Genomic DNA, 17,034 nt, shown 5'->3' on the forward strand with positions numbered 1-17,034 from the left:
GACATGCAATCCCCGAGAGTGATCCATCTCGTCGCCGATGACGTGTCCGCCCTCCTCACTCAGTCGGGAGGCGACCTGCCCGTGCTGCTGCACTGGGGGCCGCGACTCGACGCGAGCGACGACGATCTCGCAGCTTTCGCAAGAACTCCCGTGCGGACGGGGATCGAGGGCTCCTCCGACGTCCCCTACGAGCCCGGGATCCTGCCCGAGCACACCTTCGGCTGGGCCGGTCTGCCGGGTCTCCGGGTGCACCGGGAGGGTGCCGGCTGGTCGCCGAGACTGACCGTGGACACCGTCTCGGTGGACGGCGAGGCCCTCGCGGAGGGCGCCGTCGCGCAGCCCGGCAGCGCCGCCGTGACCGTCGAGGCGCACGACGCGCAGGCCCGGATCGGCGTCGTCCTGGAGATCGTTCTCTCACCCGCCGGACTGCTCAGGACCCGCGTCTCCGTCCGCAACGACGGCGCCGGGCACCTCGAGGTGATCGGCGTCGACCCCGCCCTCCGCATCCCGACCGAGGCCCGCGAGATCCTGGACTTCTCCGGCCGCTGGGGCACCGAGAAGATCCCCCAGCGCCACCCCGTCGTCACCGGCACCCACTCGCGCTCCTCGCGCCGCGGCCGCACCGGCCTGGACGCGACGACGGTCGTCGCGGTCGGCACCCCCGGCTTCGACTCCGCCGACGGCCGGGTCTGGCTCTGCCACGTTGGCATCGGCGGCAACCACGAGCACGCGGTGGAGCGCGGCGACGGCTGGCTCGCCTTCCGCGGCGGCGAGCTGCTCCTGCCCGGCGAGGTGCGCCTCGCGAGCGGCGAGAGCTACTCCTCCCCCTGGATCTCCGGAAGCTTCGGCCACGGCCTCGACGCCGCGGCCGCCCGCTTCCACGCCCACCTCCGCGGGGTCTCCCGCTCCTCGCGCCGACCGCGCCCGGTGACGCTCAACGTCTGGGAGGCGGTCTACTTCGACCAGGACCTCGCCGTCCTCGCCGAGCTGGCCGACCGCGCCGCCGCCCTCGGGGTCGAGCGGTACGTGCTCGACGACGGCTGGTTCCTCGGCCGGAGCGACGACCGCGCGGGCCTCGGCGACTGGACGCCCGACCCCGTCTCCTGGCCCGACGGCCTCCTCCCCCTCGCCGAGCACGTCCGCGGCCTGGGCATGGAGTTCGGCCTCTGGGTCGAGCCCGAGATGATCAACGAGGACTCAGACCTCGCCCGCGCGCACCCCGACTGGATCCTGCGGGCCCGCGAGGAGCTGCCGCCCCGGTTCCGCTTCCAGCAGGTGCTCGACCTGACCAACCCCGACGCGTTCGCGCACATCCTCGGCGTGCTCGACGGCCTGGTCGCCGATCTCGGCGTCGCGTACCTGAAGTGGGACCACAACCGCGACCTGATCGACGCGGGCCACCCCGCCACCGGGACCGCCGCGGTGCACGAGCAGACGCTCGCGCTCTACCGGCTGATCGACGAGCTGCGCGCGCGGCACCCGGAGCTCGAGATCGAGAGCTGCGCCTCGGGCGGCGGCCGGGTCGACCTGGGGATCCTCGAGCGCACCGACCGCGTGCACACCTCCGACAACCAGGACCCGCTGGACCGCTCGCGGATGCTGCGCTGGACCGGACTGCTCGTGCCGCCGGAGATGCTCGGCTCGCACGTCGCCTCGCCGGTCAACTCCGTCACCGGGCGCACCAGCGACCTGCACACCCGCTGCGCGATCGCCTTCCTCGGCCACTTCGGGATCGAGTGGGACCTCCGCGAGCTGGACGCGGAGGAGGAGCCCGTGCTCGCCGGCTGGATCGCGGCGTACCGCGAGCACCGCGAGCTGATCGCGACCGGCCGGGTCGTCGGGGGCGACGACTCCGATCCGGATGCTCCGTCGCTGCGCGGCGTCGTCGCGCCGGACGGCTCGGAGGCGCTCTACACGCTGGTCACGCCCGCGCTGACCGCGGACTCGCGCCGCCGCGTCCGCCTCCCGGGCCTGGATCCGCGGGCGCGCTACCGGATCGAGACCGCGCGCCCCGGCTCGCTCGGACCGCCCTGGCAGAGCCCGCACTGGCTGGAGTCGACGGTGCCGCTGGACTCCGGCGCCCCGGCCCCCGCCTACTCGGGGAGCCTGCTGGGCGAGGCGGGCCTGGACCTGCCGACCTTCCACGCCGACCGCGCGATCGTCCTGCGGCTCGTCCGCGAGACCGCGTGAGCACCGCCGCCGAGGGCACTGCCGCCCTGAGTACCGCAGTCCTCGACACCGCCGCCGCCGGAACCGCCGCCGCCGACCCGTCCGCCACCACCCTGGAGCACCCCGTGAACACCACCGTCACCGTCGACCTCGACCGTCCCGGCGCCACCATCAGCAAGCACGTCTACGGCCACTTCGCCGAGCACCTCGGCCGCTGCATCTACGACGGCTTCTGGGTCGGCGAGGACTCGCCCGTCCCGAACGCCGGCGGGATCCGCCTCGACGTCGTCGAGGCCCTGCGCGCGCTCGACATCCCCAACCTACGCTGGCCGGGCGGCTGCTTCGCCGACCGCTACCACTGGACCAACGGCATCGGCCCGCGCGAGGAGCGCCCGGGCCTGATCAACACCCAGTGGGGCGGGGTCGCCGAGGACAACTCCTTCGGCACCCACGAGTTCATGGCGCTCTGCGAGCTGCTCGGCGCCGACGCCTACGTCTCGGGCAACATCGGCTCGGGCACCGTGCAGGAGATGGCCGACTGGGTCGAGTACCTCACCGGGTCCGGGAAGTCGCCGATGGCGGACCTGCGCCGCTCGCACGGCCGCGAGGAGCCGTGGACCGTCCGCTACTGGGGCCTGGGCAACGAGACCTGGGGCTGCGGCGGCAACATGCGCGCCGGCGCCTACGCCGACCTCGCCCGCCAGTTCGGCACCTTCGTGCAGAGCGGCAACGACGTGCCGCTGCACCGGATCGCCGCCGGAGCGGACGGCGCGGACACGCACTGGACGCAGACGTTGATGGAGGTGATCCCCGAGATCGAGGGGCACCCCTTCTCCTCCGTGCCGTGGGAGTCGATCTCGGTGCACTACTACACGATCGGCGGCAGCTGGCAGGCGAAGGGCAGCGCGACCGAGTTCGACGCGGACGCCTACTGGAGCACGATCGTCGCCGCACAGGGCATCGAGGAGCTGCTGCGCTCGCACGCCGCCGTGATGGACGTGCACGACCCCGAGAAGAAGTACGGGATGGTGCTGGACGAGTGGGGCACCTGGTGGGACGTCGAGCCGGGCACGCACCCGGGCTTCCTCTTCCAGCAGAACACCATCCGCGACGCGATGGTCGCGGGGCTGCACTTCGACGTCTTCCACGCCTTCGCCGACCGCCTCTCGATGGCGAACATCGCGCAGACCGTCAACGTGCTGCAGGCGATGCTGCTGACCGACCCCGACGGCGGCGAGATGGTGCGGACGCCGACGTACCACGTGTTCGAGATGAACAAGGGGCACCAGGACGCGACGGCGCTGCCGACCACGGTCGCCGGACCGACCCACGCGGTCGACGGGCGCGAGATCGCGCTCGCCTCCGCTTCCGCCTCGGTGAAGGACGGCCGCGTGCTGGTCTCGATGACCAACGTCGACCTCGACGAGCCGCTGGAGATCGAGCTGTCCTTCCGCGGCGGTGCCGTGACCGGAGCGACGGGGCGGCTCCTCACCGCCGACTCGCCGCAGGCGCACAACCGGCCGGGCGACGCCGACGCGGTCAGCCCGGTCGCGCTCGAGGGGCTCGAGACGACGGCGACCGGGCTGCGGGTGACGCTGCCGCCGCACTCCTTCGCGACGGTGTCGCTGGAGCTGGCGGAGGCCGGCGTGGAAGGGTCTGTCGCGGGAGGGTCTGCCGCGGGAGGGGCCGTCGAGACCGTGTCGGGCGCGTCCGGATCGGGCGTGGAAGGGTCGGACGCGTGACCGCCATGAGCACTGCCGCGACGCGCACCGAGGCGGCCCGCCGCCCGCCGATGGGCTGGAACAGCTGGGACTGCTTCGGCGCCTCCGTCACCGAGGAGGAGGTGCTCGCGAACGCCGAGTACCTCGCCGAGCACCTGCTGCCGCACGGCTGGGACACGGTCGTCGTCGACATCCAGTGGTACGAGCCCGATCCGGGCACGAGCGACTACCAGGAGGTGTCGGAGCCGGTCCTGGACGACTGGGGGCGGCCGCAGCCCGCGGTCGGCCGCTTCCCCTCCGCCGCGACCGGCGGCTTCACCGCGCTCGCCGCGCACGTGCACGCCCTGGGGCTGCGCTTCGGCGTGCACCTCATGCGAGGCGTTCCCCGCCGGGCCGCCGAGCTCGGGCTGCCGATCCTCGGCTCCGACGCGACCTGCGCCGACATCGCCGACCGCGGGAACGTCTGCCCGTGGAACCCGGACAACTACGGCGTCGACATGGCGGTGCCGGGCGCGCAGCAGTACTGCGACTCGGTGATGGCGCAGCTGGCCTCCTGGGGCGTCGACTTCGTCAAGCTCGACGACGTGCTCTACCCGCCGATCCAGGCCGACGAGATCGCCGCGCTCTCCCGCGCGATCGACGCGACCGGCCGGCCGATGGTGCTGAGCCTCTCGCCGGGGAAGCAGCTGTCGCTGGAGAACCTCGACCTGCTCCGCGACACCGCGCAGATGTGGCGGATCTCGGACGACTTCTGGGACGACTGGGGGCACCTGCAGGAGCAGTTCCAGCGCGCCGCGCGCTGGGCGCCGCACCAGCGGCCGGGCGCGTGGGCCGACGCCGACATGCTGCCGCTCGGACGGATCGGCGTGCGGGCGCACGTGGGCGAGGACCGCCTCTCGCGCTTCACCCCCGCCGAGCAGCGGACGCTCGTGACGCTCTGGTGCCTGCTGCGGTCGCCGCTGATGATGGGCGGGCACCTGCCCGACACCCCGCCCGAGACGCTGGCGCTGCTGACGAACGACGACGTGCTGGCCCTGCTCGGCAGCGACGGCAGCCGCGAGATCGTCCGCGACGGCGACCTCGTCGTCTGGAGCGCGTGGCAGGGCGACGTGCAGTGGCGCGGCGTCTTCTGGCTCGGCGACGCCCCGCGCGACTACTCCGCGCACCTCGCCGACCTCGGCTGCTCCGGCACCCCCGTCGACGTCTGGACCGGCGAGCCCCTCCCCGTCGTCGACGGCGCGGTCGCGCTCGCCCTCGAGCCCCACGGCGCCCACCTGCTCCGCTTCGCCTGACGCCCCGTCCATCATGCTGATCGAGTAGCGCCCGCAGGGCGCGTATCGAGATCCACCGTCGTCGACACGTGGATCTCGATACGCCGCTCCGCGGCTACTCGACCAGCATGGGGCGCGGCTCCTCCGAGTCTCACGCGCGATCATGCTGATCGAGTAGCGCCTGCAGGGCGCATATCGAGATCCACCGCCGAAGGACTCTCCCACAGGACCCGGGTGTGTGAATATTCTCACAACACGCTCCTGTGTACTTTTCCTCACAAGCCGGTAGCGTGAGGAATTGCCCACAGGAGAGTCGCGACACGGGTCGGACTCCGAGCCCTCAGGAGGAGCAGTGCCGACCATCAAGGCGCGCAAAGCGAGCGATCTCGCCTCGGTCGTCCGCGCCGTGCGCGAGGAGTCGGGGCTGACCCAGACCGAGCTCGCGGAGCGGATCGGCCTCTCGCGCGAGTACGTCGTGAACCTGGAGACCGGGGAGCCGACGCTCTACGCCAAACGGCTCTTCCGCATCCTGCACGAGCTCGGCATCACTGTGTCCCTCGAATACCGTGACGACGATGCCCGAGCTTGACCTCTTCCTCCACGACCGCCGAGTCGGCTCGGTATCACCCGCGGACGGCGGCCGCCGCGTCGACCTGCGGATCGCTCGTGACTACGACGAGGAGGTCGTCCTCACCGAGTCCTTCGCGACGATCCGCGGTCGAACGCCGGCCTCCCTCCGCGTCTCCGACTTCCTCGGCGGCTACGTCCCCGAGGGGAGCCACCGGGAGCGGATGGCTGCGAAGCGCCGGATCGACAAGGACGACCTCTTCGCGCTCCTCACGGAGTTCGGCGGATCCGTCGCCGGCGCCGTCACCCTCCGCCGACCGGACGAGAATCCGCTCCAGAGCCCGTCCTACGAGCGACTGGACGACGCGTCCTTGTCGGCCAGGCTCACGCAGGCTCTGAAGGACAGCGACCAGGGGATCCCCGCCGACAGCCGGTCGACACTGCCCGGATTCCAGCCGAAGGTGCTCGTCGCGAGGATCGAGGGGGCCTGGGCCGCCCCCCACGGCCGCGCGCACTCGACGCACATCCTGAAACCTCAGATCCCCTCCCGCCCGCACCGCATCCACGACGAGCACTACAGTCACCTCCTCGCTCAGCACCTGGGGCTCGCGACGTTCGAGAGCTCCCTCCACACCGCCGCGATGACGACGTACCTCGCGATCGAGCGCTTCGATCGCGAGATCCACGATGGCGAGGTCCTCCTCCACCACCAGGAGGATCTCGCGCAGGCCCTCGGACTCGACTGGCGGGACTCGGCCGTCAAGTTCCAGGACCCCGCGTGGCCGAACGACCCTCGTCGCGCCTCCGCCGCGCGGATCGCCGAGCTGCTCGGGTCGATCCCGGAGGGGGCGGCCGCGGTCCGCGACTGGATCCGAAGACTCGCCTACACAGTGGCGATCGGCGACAACGACGCACACGCGAAGAACGTCGCCATCCTCCATCTCCCAGAGGGATCGAGACTCGCGCCGATCTACGACGCGCTGCCGAACCTCTTCCAGGACGGCCTCATCTCCTGGGACCTCGCACTCGCCGTCGACGGGCAGTTCGATCATCGCAGGATCTCGATGGAGCGGATCCTCGCCGAGATCACCTCCTGGCGGGTGATCGGCGAGAGGCAGGCCGACCTCCTCGTGCGCGAGACGATCGGGCGACTACGCGAGGCCCTCGACGCGGTGCCGGCACCGTCCGGGTGCTCCCCGGGTCTCCTCGAGCGACTCCGCTGGAACGCCGACCGGCTTCTCGATGACAAGGAGATCAGCGCACCCAAGAAGCGGAAGTGATGCGGCCCGCTCTGCGGCGCTCGACGAGACGCTCCGCGACTGCTCGACCAGCATGGGGCGCGGCTCCTCCGAGTCGCCCGCCCGATCATGCTGATCGAGTAGCGCACAAAGGGCGCGTATCGAGATCCACCGCCGTCGACACGTGGGTCTCGATACGCCGCTCCGCGGCTACTCGACCAGCATGAAGGGCGCTGCCCCGCGGCTCTCCCGTGTCGCAGGCCTCCGCGAGAACGCGGAAGTCGCGGTGGTCGAGCGCGACTACCGCAACTTCTGCGTTCTCGGGGGGGGGGCGGGTCAGGACTCCGTGTCGACGAGGGCGTCGAGGCGGGCGACGTCGTCGGCCGAGAGGGTGAAGTCGACCTGGGCGTTCTCGCGGATGCGCTCGGGGGTGGTCGACTTCGGCAGGGGCAGAACGTCCTTCTCGAGGAGGTAGCGGATGCAGAGCTGCGCCACCGAGACGCCGTTCGCCTGCGCGATGTCGGCGAGGTCGGAGTTGCCGAGCAGGCCGCCGGTCGCGAGCGGCGAGTAGCCCTCGACGAGGATGCCGTTGGCGCGGCAGTAGTCGGTGGTCTCATCCTGGGTGTTGCCGACGAACCAGCGGATCTGGTTCGCGTGCGGCTTCACATCGGTGGCGGAGATCAGCGACTCCAGGTCGGCCACGTCGAAGTTGGAGACGCCGATGGCGCGGGCGCGGCCGGAGTCGTAGATCTCCTCCATCGCCTTCCACGCCGCGATGTTGCCGTCGCGGTGGTCCGAGCCCATGTCCGACCACGGCCACGGCGCGTGGATCAGGTACAGGTCGACGTGCTCGAGCTCGAGCGCCGCCATCGTCGTCTCGAAGCTGTCCTTCGCGCCGGCGTGGTCCTTGACCTCGGCGGGCAGCTTCGTGGTGATGAAGACCTCGTCGCGCGGGATGCCGCTGTCGCGCAGGGCGCGGCCGACGCTCGCCTCGTTGCCGTAGCCGCGGGCGGTGTCGATGTGGCGGTAGCCGGCCTCGAGGGCCGTGGTCACCGCGTCGTACGCGTCGGCGCCGTCCTCGATCTGCCAGGTGCCGAAGCCGATCCTCGGGATGGTGACGCCGTTGGACAGGGTGAAGGTGTCGGTCAGTGCAGGCATGTCTCTCCTCGGGAAGTCCGGCCCCGCGCGCGTCCTCGCGGCGGGGTGGTGCTGCTCACGCTAGGCGCGCGGCGGGCGGGACGCAGGCCCCTTGCGGAGGGGCGGCGCGCGGGGCGCTGATGGAGCAGCGGCCCGCAGGGCGCGGGCAGCATCATGCTGATCCAACAGCGGCCGCCGGGCGCGGGCCGCACCATGCTGATCGAGTAGCGCCCGCAGGGCGCGTATCGAGATCCGCCGTCGTCGGCACGTGGGTCTCGATACGCCGCTGCGCGGCTACTCGACCAGCATGGAGGAGGCCCGCTACTCGGCCGGCGTCACCGACCACGGGGTGCGCAGGGCTCGCTCCGCGAGCACGCGGCGCTCGCCCGTGAGCGCGACGTCGGCCGTCTGCGCGGCGTCGGCCGCCGACGGGCCCGCGATCAGGCGCAGCGGCCCCGGATCCACGCTGAGCGCGCCGTCGACGCCGGTCGACGCGAGCCGCGCGGCCTCGACGTGGAAGTGCACCGTCAGCGACTCCCCCGCGGCGATCGGCACGCGCGCGTAGCCGATCAGCTGCACGGTCGGCCGCACCACCGGCGACGTCGGGTAGCCGGCGTACAGCTGCACCACCTCGACCGTGTCCTCGCCGCTGTTGCGGATCGTCACCGCGGCGTCGAGCGACCCGTCCGTCGCGAGCACCGCCGGCGCCGTCAGCGCCTCGTGGGCGATGTCGCCCCGCGTCAGCCCGAAGCCGAACGGGTGCAGCGGAGTGGCGTCGAGCGCGGTGATCCCCGGGTTCGAGAGCCCGAGCGACGGCTGCAGGTACGTGGTCGACGCCGACGGGTGCCGCGGGATCTGCACGGGCAGCCGCCCGGTCGGCGAGACCCGCCCGGAGAGCACGCCGGCGACCGCGGCCGCCCCGTCCGCTCCGGGGAAGAACGCCTGGACGACTCCCCGGGCCGCGCCGTACTCGCCGAGCGCGTAGGGCCGCCCCGAGAGCACGACCAGCACGGTCGGCACGCCGGTGGCGAGCACCGCCTGGACGAGCTCGTCCTGGGCGCCCGGCAGGCGGAGATCGGCCGCGTCGCAGCCCTCGCCGGAGGTGCCGTCGCCGAACAGCCCGGCCACGTCGCCGACGACGACCACGGCCGCATCGCTCGATCCCGCCACCTCGACGGCCTCGGCGATCGAGGAGGTGTCGGCGGAGGTGATCGACCCGCCGGCCGCGAACCGCACGCGCTCGTCGCCGAACTCGGCGCGCAGCGCGGTCAGCGCGGTCGGGATCTCGATCCCCAGCTCGTGCCCCGGGTGCTTGGAGAGCACGTGGTTGGGGAAGGCGTAGCAGCCGACCAGGCTGCGGAACCGGTCCGCCGCCGGCCCCACGACCGCGATCGTGGAGGCCGCGCCGAGCAGCCCGCGCACGTCGTCGTCGCGCAGCAGCACCACCGACTCCTCCGCGATCCGGAGCGAGATCGCCCGGTTGCGCGCGCTGTCGAGATCGACCGACTCGGCGCCGTCCGGCACGAGGGGTCCGCCGTCGAGCAGCCCGGCCTCGAACTTGTGCCGCAGGTGCCGCTCCACCGAGCGGTCGAGGTCGCGCTCGTCGACCACTCCCTCCCGGATCAGGCGGGGCAGCTCGCCGTACGCGGCGGTCTGCGGCAGCTCGACGTCGACGCCGGCGCGGATCGCCAGGCGCCCCGCGTCGGCCGTGTCGACCGCGACGTGGTGCATCGCCTGGAGGAACGGCACGGCCCAGTAGTCCGCCACGACCGTGCCCTCGAAGCCCCAGCGCTCGCGCAGGATCGTCGTCAGCAGGTGCGCGCTCGCACTGCTGGGCACGCCGTCGATGTCGGTGTACGAGGTCATCACGCTGCGGGCTCCGCCGTGCCGCAGGGCGGCCTCGAACGGCGGCAGCACGGTGTCGGCGAGCTCGCGCGGGCCCATGCTGACCGGCGCGTGGTTGCGGGCGCCGCGGGAGGCCGCGTAGCCGGCGAAGTGCTTGAGCGTCGCGATCACCCCGGTCGACTCGAGCCCGGCGACGTAGGCGGCGCCGAGCTGCGAGACGAGGTACGGGTCCTCGCCGAGGGTCTCCTCGACGCGGCCCCAGCGGTAGTCCTTCACCACGTCGACGACCGGCGCGAGCCCCTGGTGGATCCCGAGCGCGCGCATGTCGGAGCCGATCGCCTCCGCCATCTCGCCGACGAGGTCCTCGTCGAAGGTGGCCGCCCAGGCGAGCGGCGTCGGGAAGGCGGTCGCGCCGTACGCGGCGAGCCCGGTCAGGCACTCCTCGTGCGCGATCGCCGGGATGCCCAGGCGCTGCGAGGAGACGACCCGCTCCTGCAGCTCGCGCAGCCGGCGCACCCCCTCCGGGACCGAGACGGGCTCGGTGCCGAAGACGCGGGTGAGCTGGCCGAGGCCGCCCGCGAACGGGTCGGCCGCGGAGTCGGGTCCGCCCTCGAGCTTCGGGGCGAAGTCGTCGGCGGAGTCGGTGAGCCAGACCGAGCCGAGCTGGGCCGCCTTCTCCTCGAGCGTGAGCTCGGCGGTGAGGAGGCGGGCCCGCTCGAGCGCGGAGAGGGAGCGGTCGCGCCAGTCGCGACCACCGCTCCCGTCCCCGTGCTGGTCGGTGCGGTCGGTGGGGACGAGAGCGGTGGAGGCGTCGTGCATCAGCCCTTGAACGCTCCGTCCATGATCCCGGACACCATCCGGCGGCCGACGAAGAAGAACGCGATCAGCAGCGGCAGCGTCGCCATGAACGAGCCGCCCATCGCCAGCGCCACGTCGATCGAGCGGTTGGCCTGCAGCTGCTTCAGCGCGATCTGCACCGTGAACAGCTCCGGCGACTTCAGCACGATGAACGGCCACATGAAGTCGTTCCAGACCGCCGTGAACGTGATCAGTCCGAGCACGAACGCCGCCGGGCGGACCACCGGGAAGGCGATGCGCCAGAACAGCTGCCAGGAGTTCGCGCCGTCGATGCGGGCCGCCTGGATCAGCTCGTCGCTGACCGTCGTGGACATGTGCTGGCGCATCCAGAAGATGCCGAAGGCGCTGGCCAGTCCCGGCACGATGATCGCCTGGAGGGTGTCGACCCAGTCGAGCGCCGAGACGATCAGGTACTGCGGGATGATGCTCAGCTGCGCCGGCACCGTCATGGTGAGCAGCACGATCAGGAACAGCAGGTTGCGGCCGGGGAACTGCAGCTTCGCGAAGGCGAAGCCGGCCATGGCGCAGAGGATCGCGGAGAGGACCGCGATGCTCAGCGACACGATCAGCGAGTTCAGCAGCGACGCGATGAAGGGCACCGTGTCGAACACCTTCTCCGCGATGGCGAGGAAGTTCGTGCCCGGGTACAGGCGCGGCGGGATCGACGTGACGGCGGTCGCTCCGACCGACGCGACGACGAACATGTAGTAGAGCGGGAAGACCGAGACGAGCACGGCGACCGCGAGGAAGACGTAGGTCGGCCAGCCGACCCCGCCGCCCTTGCCGCGGCGCTTGGGCTGCACCTTCGGGGTGTCCCCCGCCGCGACCGCGCGGGCCTGCGGGAGGGCCTGATCGAGGACGTCGGACATCAGACGGCCGCCTTCCGGGTGCGGGTGGACAGGTAGAAGTTGATCAGCGAGACGACCACGACGATCACGAACAGCACGACGCCGATGGCGGATCCGTAGCCGAACTTGAACTGGCCGAAGCCCTGCTCGTAGAGGAACAGCGCGAGCGTCTGGCACTGCCGGCCGGCGCCGCAGGTGAGGCCCGATTCGGGAGCCACCAGGAGCGCCTCCGTGAAGATCTGCAGACCGCCGATGGTCGACATGATCACGGTGAAGACGATGATCGGGCGCAGCGCCGGGATGGTGAGGTGGCGGAACTGCTGCCAGCTGGAGGCGCCGTCGACCGAGGCGGCCTCGAACATCTCGCGCGGGAGCGACTGGAGCCCCGCCAGGTAGAGCAGCGTGTTGTAGCCGAACCAGCGCCAGAAGACCATCGTCGAGATGACGATCCACGAGCCGTAGTTGGTGGCGAGGAAGTTGATCGAGGGCAGTCCGAAGATGCCGAGGAACCAGTTGATCAGGCCGAAGTTCTTGTCGAAGATCTGCGCGAAGACGATCGCGGTCGCCGCGACGGAGGTGATGTAGGGCACCAGCAGCGCCATGCGCCAGAAGTTCGCCCAGCGCAGTCGCGCGTGGTTGAGCAGGTGCGCCAGGAAGAGCGCGAAGAGCAGCTGCGGCACCGTCGAGATGATGAAGATGCCGAAGGTGTTGACCAGGGCGTTCCAGAACCGGCTGTCCGCGAAGAGCTGCTCGAAGTTCGCGAGGCCGACGAAGGTCTGCTCGCCGATCGGGTTCCAGTCGAAGAGCGAGACGTAGAACGTGAAGAGCAGCGGGAAGAGCCCGAAGACGATGAAGATGAGGAAGAAGGGCGCGACGTACGCGTAGGGGGCGATCCGCTCCGAGAGGGAGTTGCGGATCCGCACGGCCTTCTGGACCGGAGCGCTGGGCTGCTTGCGCTGCTTGGGGGGACGTATGGCTGTCGCCGTTGACACGTGGGTTACCTCCGTCGAAGGGGCGGCCCGGCGCGCGAGGCGCCGGGCCGCTCGGGTGGGTGGGGCGATCAGCCGCCGATGGCCTGCTCGGCCGTGTCGAGGGCGGTCGTCCACGCCTTGTCGGAGGTGACGTTGCCCGCCTCCAGCTCGACGAGGGTGTTCAGCAGGGCGCCGTTGATCGGCGTCGTGTCGGGACCGTTGTAGAAGGAGGGGAACTGCTCGACCGAGGTGGCCATGACCTCGCCGATCTTCGAGTCGCCGAAGAACGGGTCGGTGTAGTTGCGGACCTCCTCGCTCGCGACCGCCTCGGTGGCGGCGGGCAGGGTGCCCGAGGCCGCGAAGTGGTCGGTCTGGCCCTCGGCGGACATCATCGTCTCGATGTACTGCCAGGCGGCCTCGGGGTGCTCGGCGCGGGCCGGGATGGCGATGACGCTGCCGCCCCAGTTGCCGCCGACGCCGGGGACGCTCGTGACGCGCCAGTTGCCGGCGGTGTCGGGGGCGTCGGTCTTGATGCCGGCGAGGATCCACGACGGCGCGATGGTCACGGCGAAGGCGCCGTTCGCGCGGCCGGGGGCCCAGCCCGAGGACCAGGCGGCGATGCCGGCGCTGATGCCGGCGTCCTTGGTGTCCACGGCGACCTGGAACGCGTCCTTCACCTGCGGGTTGGTGTCGTAGACGAGCTCGCCGTCGGGCGAGTAGTACTTCTCGGAGACCTGGTTGACGGTCGAGAAGAAGACGCTGGTCTCGATGTTGTCGACGAACGGCTTGCCGGTCGCCTCGGTGTACTTCTCGCCCATGGCGATGAAGGACGGCCAGTCCTTCCACATCTCGGCGACCTCGGCCGGGTCGGTCGGCAGGCCGGCGGCCTCGAAGAGGTCGGCGCGGTAGGCGAAGCCCAGTCCGCCGACGTCGGTCGGGACGCCCACGACGGAGCCGTCCTCGGCGGTCGCGGCGGAGGCGGCCCACGGGAGGTAGGCGGAGGCCACGTCGTCGCCGCCGAGCGTGCGCAGGTCGAGGAAGTTCGAGCTGTTGGCGACGAACTGGGGCAGGTCGTCGTTCTGGATCATGACCAGATCGGGCACCTTGCCGCCGGCCAGGGCCGCGGTGAGGGCGGTGGCGGTCTCGGTGGTGCTGCCCACCTCGGAGAGCTTGATCTTCGCGTCGGGCATCTTCGCCAGGTACTCGTCGACGCTGTCCTTGGCGTTGATGCCGGTGAAGGACCAGAACGTCGCCTCGGCGTTCGGGTCGTCGGACGCGCCGCCTCCGCTTCCGGACGAGCATCCGGTGAGGGCGAGGGCCACGGCGGCGGCTGCTGCGGCGACGGCCGTCAGTCTTCTGTTCACGATTGTTCCTCTTCGTCGGGGATTCGCGGGGGGTCTCGCAGGAGGAGACCAGGAGCAAGAGAACGATCTCTTGGACGCCAAGGTAGCTGGCCCGACCCCGGGTTGCAAGCGCGATTCGACGTTCGTTATCTCCGCGTGAGATATCGATCTCCCCTAGTATTCAAGGGAAACTTTCGCAAATCGGACCACTTCGGCCCAGGGGGAGGCGTCCCCGTGGGAATCTGGAGATCGAGCACCCGGCGCCCCGGCCCGCTCCCCTCCTCGTCCAGAAGGAAGCAGCCATGACCCGACCCACGCTCGTGGACGTCGCACAGGCCGCGGGGGTGTCCCGCGCCACCGCCGCCCGGGTTCTCGCCGGAGGCAAGAACGTCGACGTCCGCATGTCGGCCGCCGTCGAGCACGCCGCGAAGCAGCTCGGCTACGAGGCCAACAGCGCCGCCCGGATGCTGCGCGGCGGCCGCTCGGGAGCGATCGCGCTGATCGTCGCCTTCAACGAGCTCGACAGCCTCACCGGCACGTTCTTCACCTCCGTGCTGAAGGGCGCGGCGAAGGGGCTCTACGCCGCCGAGGTGCAGCCGGTGCTGCTGCCGGCCGACCACGACGACGGCGACCGCATCCCCAAGTTCCTCCGCTCGCGCGCGGTCGACGGGGCGATCGTGATCCTGCAGCACGAGATCACCCACCTGGCGCAGGCGCTCGCCGACTCCCCCGTCCCGATCGCGTGGGTCGGCCGCCCCCGGGTCGCCCTGGCCGAGGACGCCATCGTGATCGACTCCGACAACTACGGCGGCGGGCGGCTCGCGGCCCGGGCGCTCGCCGACTCCGGTCGCCGCCGACTCGGCATCATCGCCGGCCCGCACGACATGGAGCCGGCCCGCGACCGCATCCGCGGCTGGCGCGACGAGCTGTCCGAGCTCGGCCTCGACCACAGCCCGATCGTGCACGGCGAGTTCACCCTCGAGAGCGGCTCGGCCGCGATGGCCCGCCTGCTGCAGCGCCACCCGGACCTCGACGGCGTCTTCGCCTCCTCCGACCTGATGGCCAACGGCGCGATCCGCGTGCTGCAGGCCTCGGGCCGGCGCGTCCCCGCCGACATCTCGGTCGTCGGCTTCGACGACGTGGTCGTCGCGACGACCTCCGACCCCACGCTGACCACCATCCGCCAGCCCCTCGAGGACATGGGCCGCGTCGCCGCCGAGACGGTCGTCGCCGTGGTCGCCGGCCGCGAGGTCGACCGCCAGCCGATCCTCGCGACGACCCTCGTCCAGCGCGAGTCCGCCTGAGCGCGTCCGCCCCCCGCCGCGGACGGCGCCGCCGCACAACGTCAGCTGAGAGTGGTGGGCCTCCCCTGTCAGGGGAGGGATCCCCTTCTCAGCTGACGTTGTGCGCGGACGCGGCGACAGAACATCAGCCCGGAGCGCGTCTCATCGCCGACGGGCGATGAGAGCCGCTCCGGGCTGATGTTCTGCGGCCGATCGGGCCTCGGCGGGGCCGCCTCTAGGCGCGGGCGGCCTCGACGTAGGCCACGAGGGCGTACGCGTGGCCGTGGCCGAGGCCGTGCTCGATTGTCAGTCAGGAGTCGTCTCGTCGAGTCCGGTCCGGTCGGTCGGGACGACGCCGAGCGGGAACCGGGGGCACTCCGGTTCACCCCGTGGGGCGATCGAGAACGGACTGCTGCCGGAGGAGTAGTCGAGAGATCTCGGAAAGCGAGTGGTATTGCCTAGCGATCGGCGACTGCTCTCCCTCATTCAGCGACTCTCCGCCGATAAGACCCGGACGATCGGATTCGGGCAGCAACTCCGATCGCGCTTTCTCTCTGCAATACTCCGTGAGCCCCCTATGAGACCGGCAGCGGACCCACTCGACGTCGATTCCGCTGCTCGGCCGACCGAAAGAGTCGATGATGCCCGAACAAGCCCCCGCCGGCTGGTACCCAGCACCCCACGCGAACAACGAGCAGCGCTACTGGGACGGAACGCGCTGGCGCGAGGACGCGCCGCCGGCCCCGCCCGCCTACGTCCAGGCGCCGACGAATACCGCGACGGCTCGGACCGCGACCCCCGCAGCGCGTCCGCGTGCCACCGGCCCGGCCCTCCTCGCGATCTTCGCGCTGATCCTCGGCATCCTCGCCTTCCTCACCGGTCTGGTGCCCGGCCTCGGACTGATCCTCGCGATCGCGGCCGTAGGACTCGCGATCTTCGCCCTCGTGCGCAAGCAGCCGAAGGGACTCGCCGTCACCGGCCTCGCACTCGGCTCGATCGCCCTCCTCACCGGCATCGTGTCGACCGCCGTCTCGGTGGGGTCGACCGGCGATCGGTCGGCTGAGACGAGTGCCGCCGAGCCCGCTCCGGCGGCCCCGGCCGCTCCGGCCACCGAGGCGCCGGAGGCCTCGGCAGCGCCGGCCGAGCCGTCGGCAGCACCCGCGGAGGAGGCGCCCGCCGCCGAGGCCGCGCCCGCCGAAGCGGCTGCACCCGCAGCCGATGGCACAGCGCAGGCACCCCTCGCTCAGCCCTACACCGCCGAGGGTCTCTTCGGCGGCGACAAGTACAGCCTCACGGCGAGGATCGTCGATGCGAATGCCGGCGGACTGGTCGCGGAATGGAACATGTTCAATTCTGAAGCGCCCGCGGGCTTCAAGTACGTCGTCGCCGAATTGACGATGACGGGCATCGATCCCGACGGAGTGGAGCCCTCTCTCGCCGCATTCGATCTCTCTCTCGCGACGCCGGAGGGCAATCGCTACGACAGCGAATACGTCACTCTCGGTGAGGGCATGTCGTCGATGACCGACGGACCGACTCTCTACCCCGGATCGACCTTCACCGGAATCACGACCTACGTCGTTCCCGAGAGCGCTCAGAGCTTCCTGCTCTTCGACAACGGGAAGTACATCTCCTTCTGATTCCTCACGCGGACGGCGCCGCCGCACAACGTCAGCTGAGAGTGGTGGGCCTCCCCTGTCAGGGGAGGGACCCCCTTCTCAGCTGACGTCGTGCGCGGACGCGGCGACAGGGTCGCCGCTGAGCGCGCGCGGCCTCGACATAG

General features: G+C 71.3%; 13 protein-coding genes. 7 read left to right on the plus strand and 6 right to left on the minus strand.

The features are described 5' to 3' along the window. Nucleotides 1-3: 3 nt before the first annotated feature. From HQQ82_RS09310 to HQQ82_RS09330, 5 genes are all read left to right on the plus strand, one after another. Entirely contained in the window at nucleotides 4-2,190 is a 2,187-nt protein-coding gene (locus tag HQQ82_RS09310) for an alpha-galactosidase (RefSeq protein WP_173232738.1), read from the plus strand. Nucleotides 2,191-2,294: 104 nt separating this feature from the next. After that, nucleotides 2,295-3,911: an alpha-L-arabinofuranosidase C-terminal domain-containing protein gene (locus HQQ82_RS09315; protein WP_173232993.1), complete on the plus strand. Its 1,617-nt coding sequence runs from the start codon at nucleotides 2,295-2,297 to the stop codon at nucleotides 3,909-3,911. A 5-nt stretch (nucleotides 3,912-3,916) separates the two neighbouring features. Continuing rightward, the gene (locus HQQ82_RS09320) at nucleotides 3,917-5,182 is read left to right on the plus strand and encodes an alpha-galactosidase (RefSeq protein ID WP_254071401.1); all 1,266 of its coding nucleotides are present in this window, start codon (nucleotides 3,917-3,919) and stop codon (nucleotides 5,180-5,182) included. Between the two features lie 331 nt (nucleotides 5,183-5,513). Further along, nucleotides 5,514-5,750, plus strand: a complete 237-nt coding sequence (locus HQQ82_RS09325) for a helix-turn-helix domain-containing protein (protein WP_160090934.1) — start codon at nucleotides 5,514-5,516, stop codon at nucleotides 5,748-5,750. After that, nucleotides 5,737-7,008 carry a type II toxin-antitoxin system HipA family toxin gene (locus HQQ82_RS09330; RefSeq protein ID WP_160090935.1) on the plus strand — a complete coding sequence of 424 codons (1,272 nt, stop codon included), beginning with the start codon at nucleotides 5,737-5,739 and terminating at the stop codon, nucleotides 7,006-7,008. Before HQQ82_RS09325 ends, HQQ82_RS09330 begins: the two co-directional genes overlap by 14 nt. Nucleotides 7,009-7,302: 294 nt before the next feature. On the opposite strand, the gene HQQ82_RS09335 is transcribed toward HQQ82_RS09330, so the two are convergent. From HQQ82_RS09335 to HQQ82_RS09355, 5 genes are all read right to left on the minus strand, one after another. Further along, nucleotides 7,303-8,124, minus strand: coding sequence for an aldo/keto reductase (locus tag HQQ82_RS09335; RefSeq protein ID WP_173232739.1), 822 nt, complete (start codon nucleotides 8,122-8,124; stop codon nucleotides 7,303-7,305). 300 nt (nucleotides 8,125-8,424) lie between these two features. Beyond that, nucleotides 8,425-10,767 carry a glycoside hydrolase family 3 N-terminal domain-containing protein gene (locus HQQ82_RS09340; RefSeq protein WP_173232740.1) on the minus strand — a complete coding sequence of 781 codons (2,343 nt, stop codon included), beginning with the start codon at nucleotides 10,765-10,767 and terminating at the stop codon, nucleotides 8,425-8,427. Then, nucleotides 10,767-11,675 carry a carbohydrate ABC transporter permease gene (locus HQQ82_RS09345; protein ID WP_173232741.1) on the minus strand — a complete coding sequence of 303 codons (909 nt, stop codon included), beginning with the start codon at nucleotides 11,673-11,675 and terminating at the stop codon, nucleotides 10,767-10,769. The genes HQQ82_RS09340 and HQQ82_RS09345 overlap by 1 nt, the downstream gene beginning before the upstream one ends. Further along, nucleotides 11,675-12,646, minus strand: coding sequence for a carbohydrate ABC transporter permease (locus HQQ82_RS09350; RefSeq protein WP_367947895.1), 972 nt, complete (start codon nucleotides 12,644-12,646; stop codon nucleotides 11,675-11,677). Before HQQ82_RS09350 ends, HQQ82_RS09345 begins: the two co-directional genes overlap by 1 nt. Before the next feature lie 68 nt (nucleotides 12,647-12,714). Then, complete coding sequence (locus HQQ82_RS09355) at nucleotides 12,715-13,989, minus strand: extracellular solute-binding protein (protein WP_173232742.1); 1,275 nt, start codon at nucleotides 13,987-13,989, stop codon at nucleotides 12,715-12,717. A 281-nt stretch (nucleotides 13,990-14,270) separates the two neighbouring features. On the opposite strand from HQQ82_RS09355, the gene HQQ82_RS09360 reads away from it, so the two are divergent. After that, nucleotides 14,271-15,272 carry a LacI family DNA-binding transcriptional regulator gene (locus tag HQQ82_RS09360; protein WP_173232744.1) on the plus strand — a complete coding sequence of 334 codons (1,002 nt, stop codon included), beginning with the start codon at nucleotides 14,271-14,273 and terminating at the stop codon, nucleotides 15,270-15,272. A 214-nt stretch (nucleotides 15,273-15,486) separates the two neighbouring features. Here the strand turns inward: HQQ82_RS09360 and HQQ82_RS20580 are convergent, their stop codons facing one another. Further along, nucleotides 15,487-15,561, minus strand: a complete 75-nt coding sequence (locus HQQ82_RS20580; protein WP_367947916.1) for a hypothetical protein — start codon at nucleotides 15,559-15,561, stop codon at nucleotides 15,487-15,489. A 331-nt stretch (nucleotides 15,562-15,892) separates the two neighbouring features. Here HQQ82_RS20580 and HQQ82_RS09365 point away from each other — a divergent pair, with 331 nt between their 5' ends. Then, a complete protein-coding gene (locus HQQ82_RS09365; RefSeq protein WP_173232745.1) occupies nucleotides 15,893-16,891 on the plus strand; it encodes a DUF2510 domain-containing protein in 999 nt (332 codons plus the stop codon). The last annotated feature ends 143 nt before the right edge of the window (nucleotides 16,892-17,034 follow it).

Source organism: Rathayibacter sp. VKM Ac-2856, from assembly GCF_013205055.1.
GTDB lineage: Bacteria > Actinomycetota > Actinomycetes > Actinomycetales > Microbacteriaceae > Rathayibacter.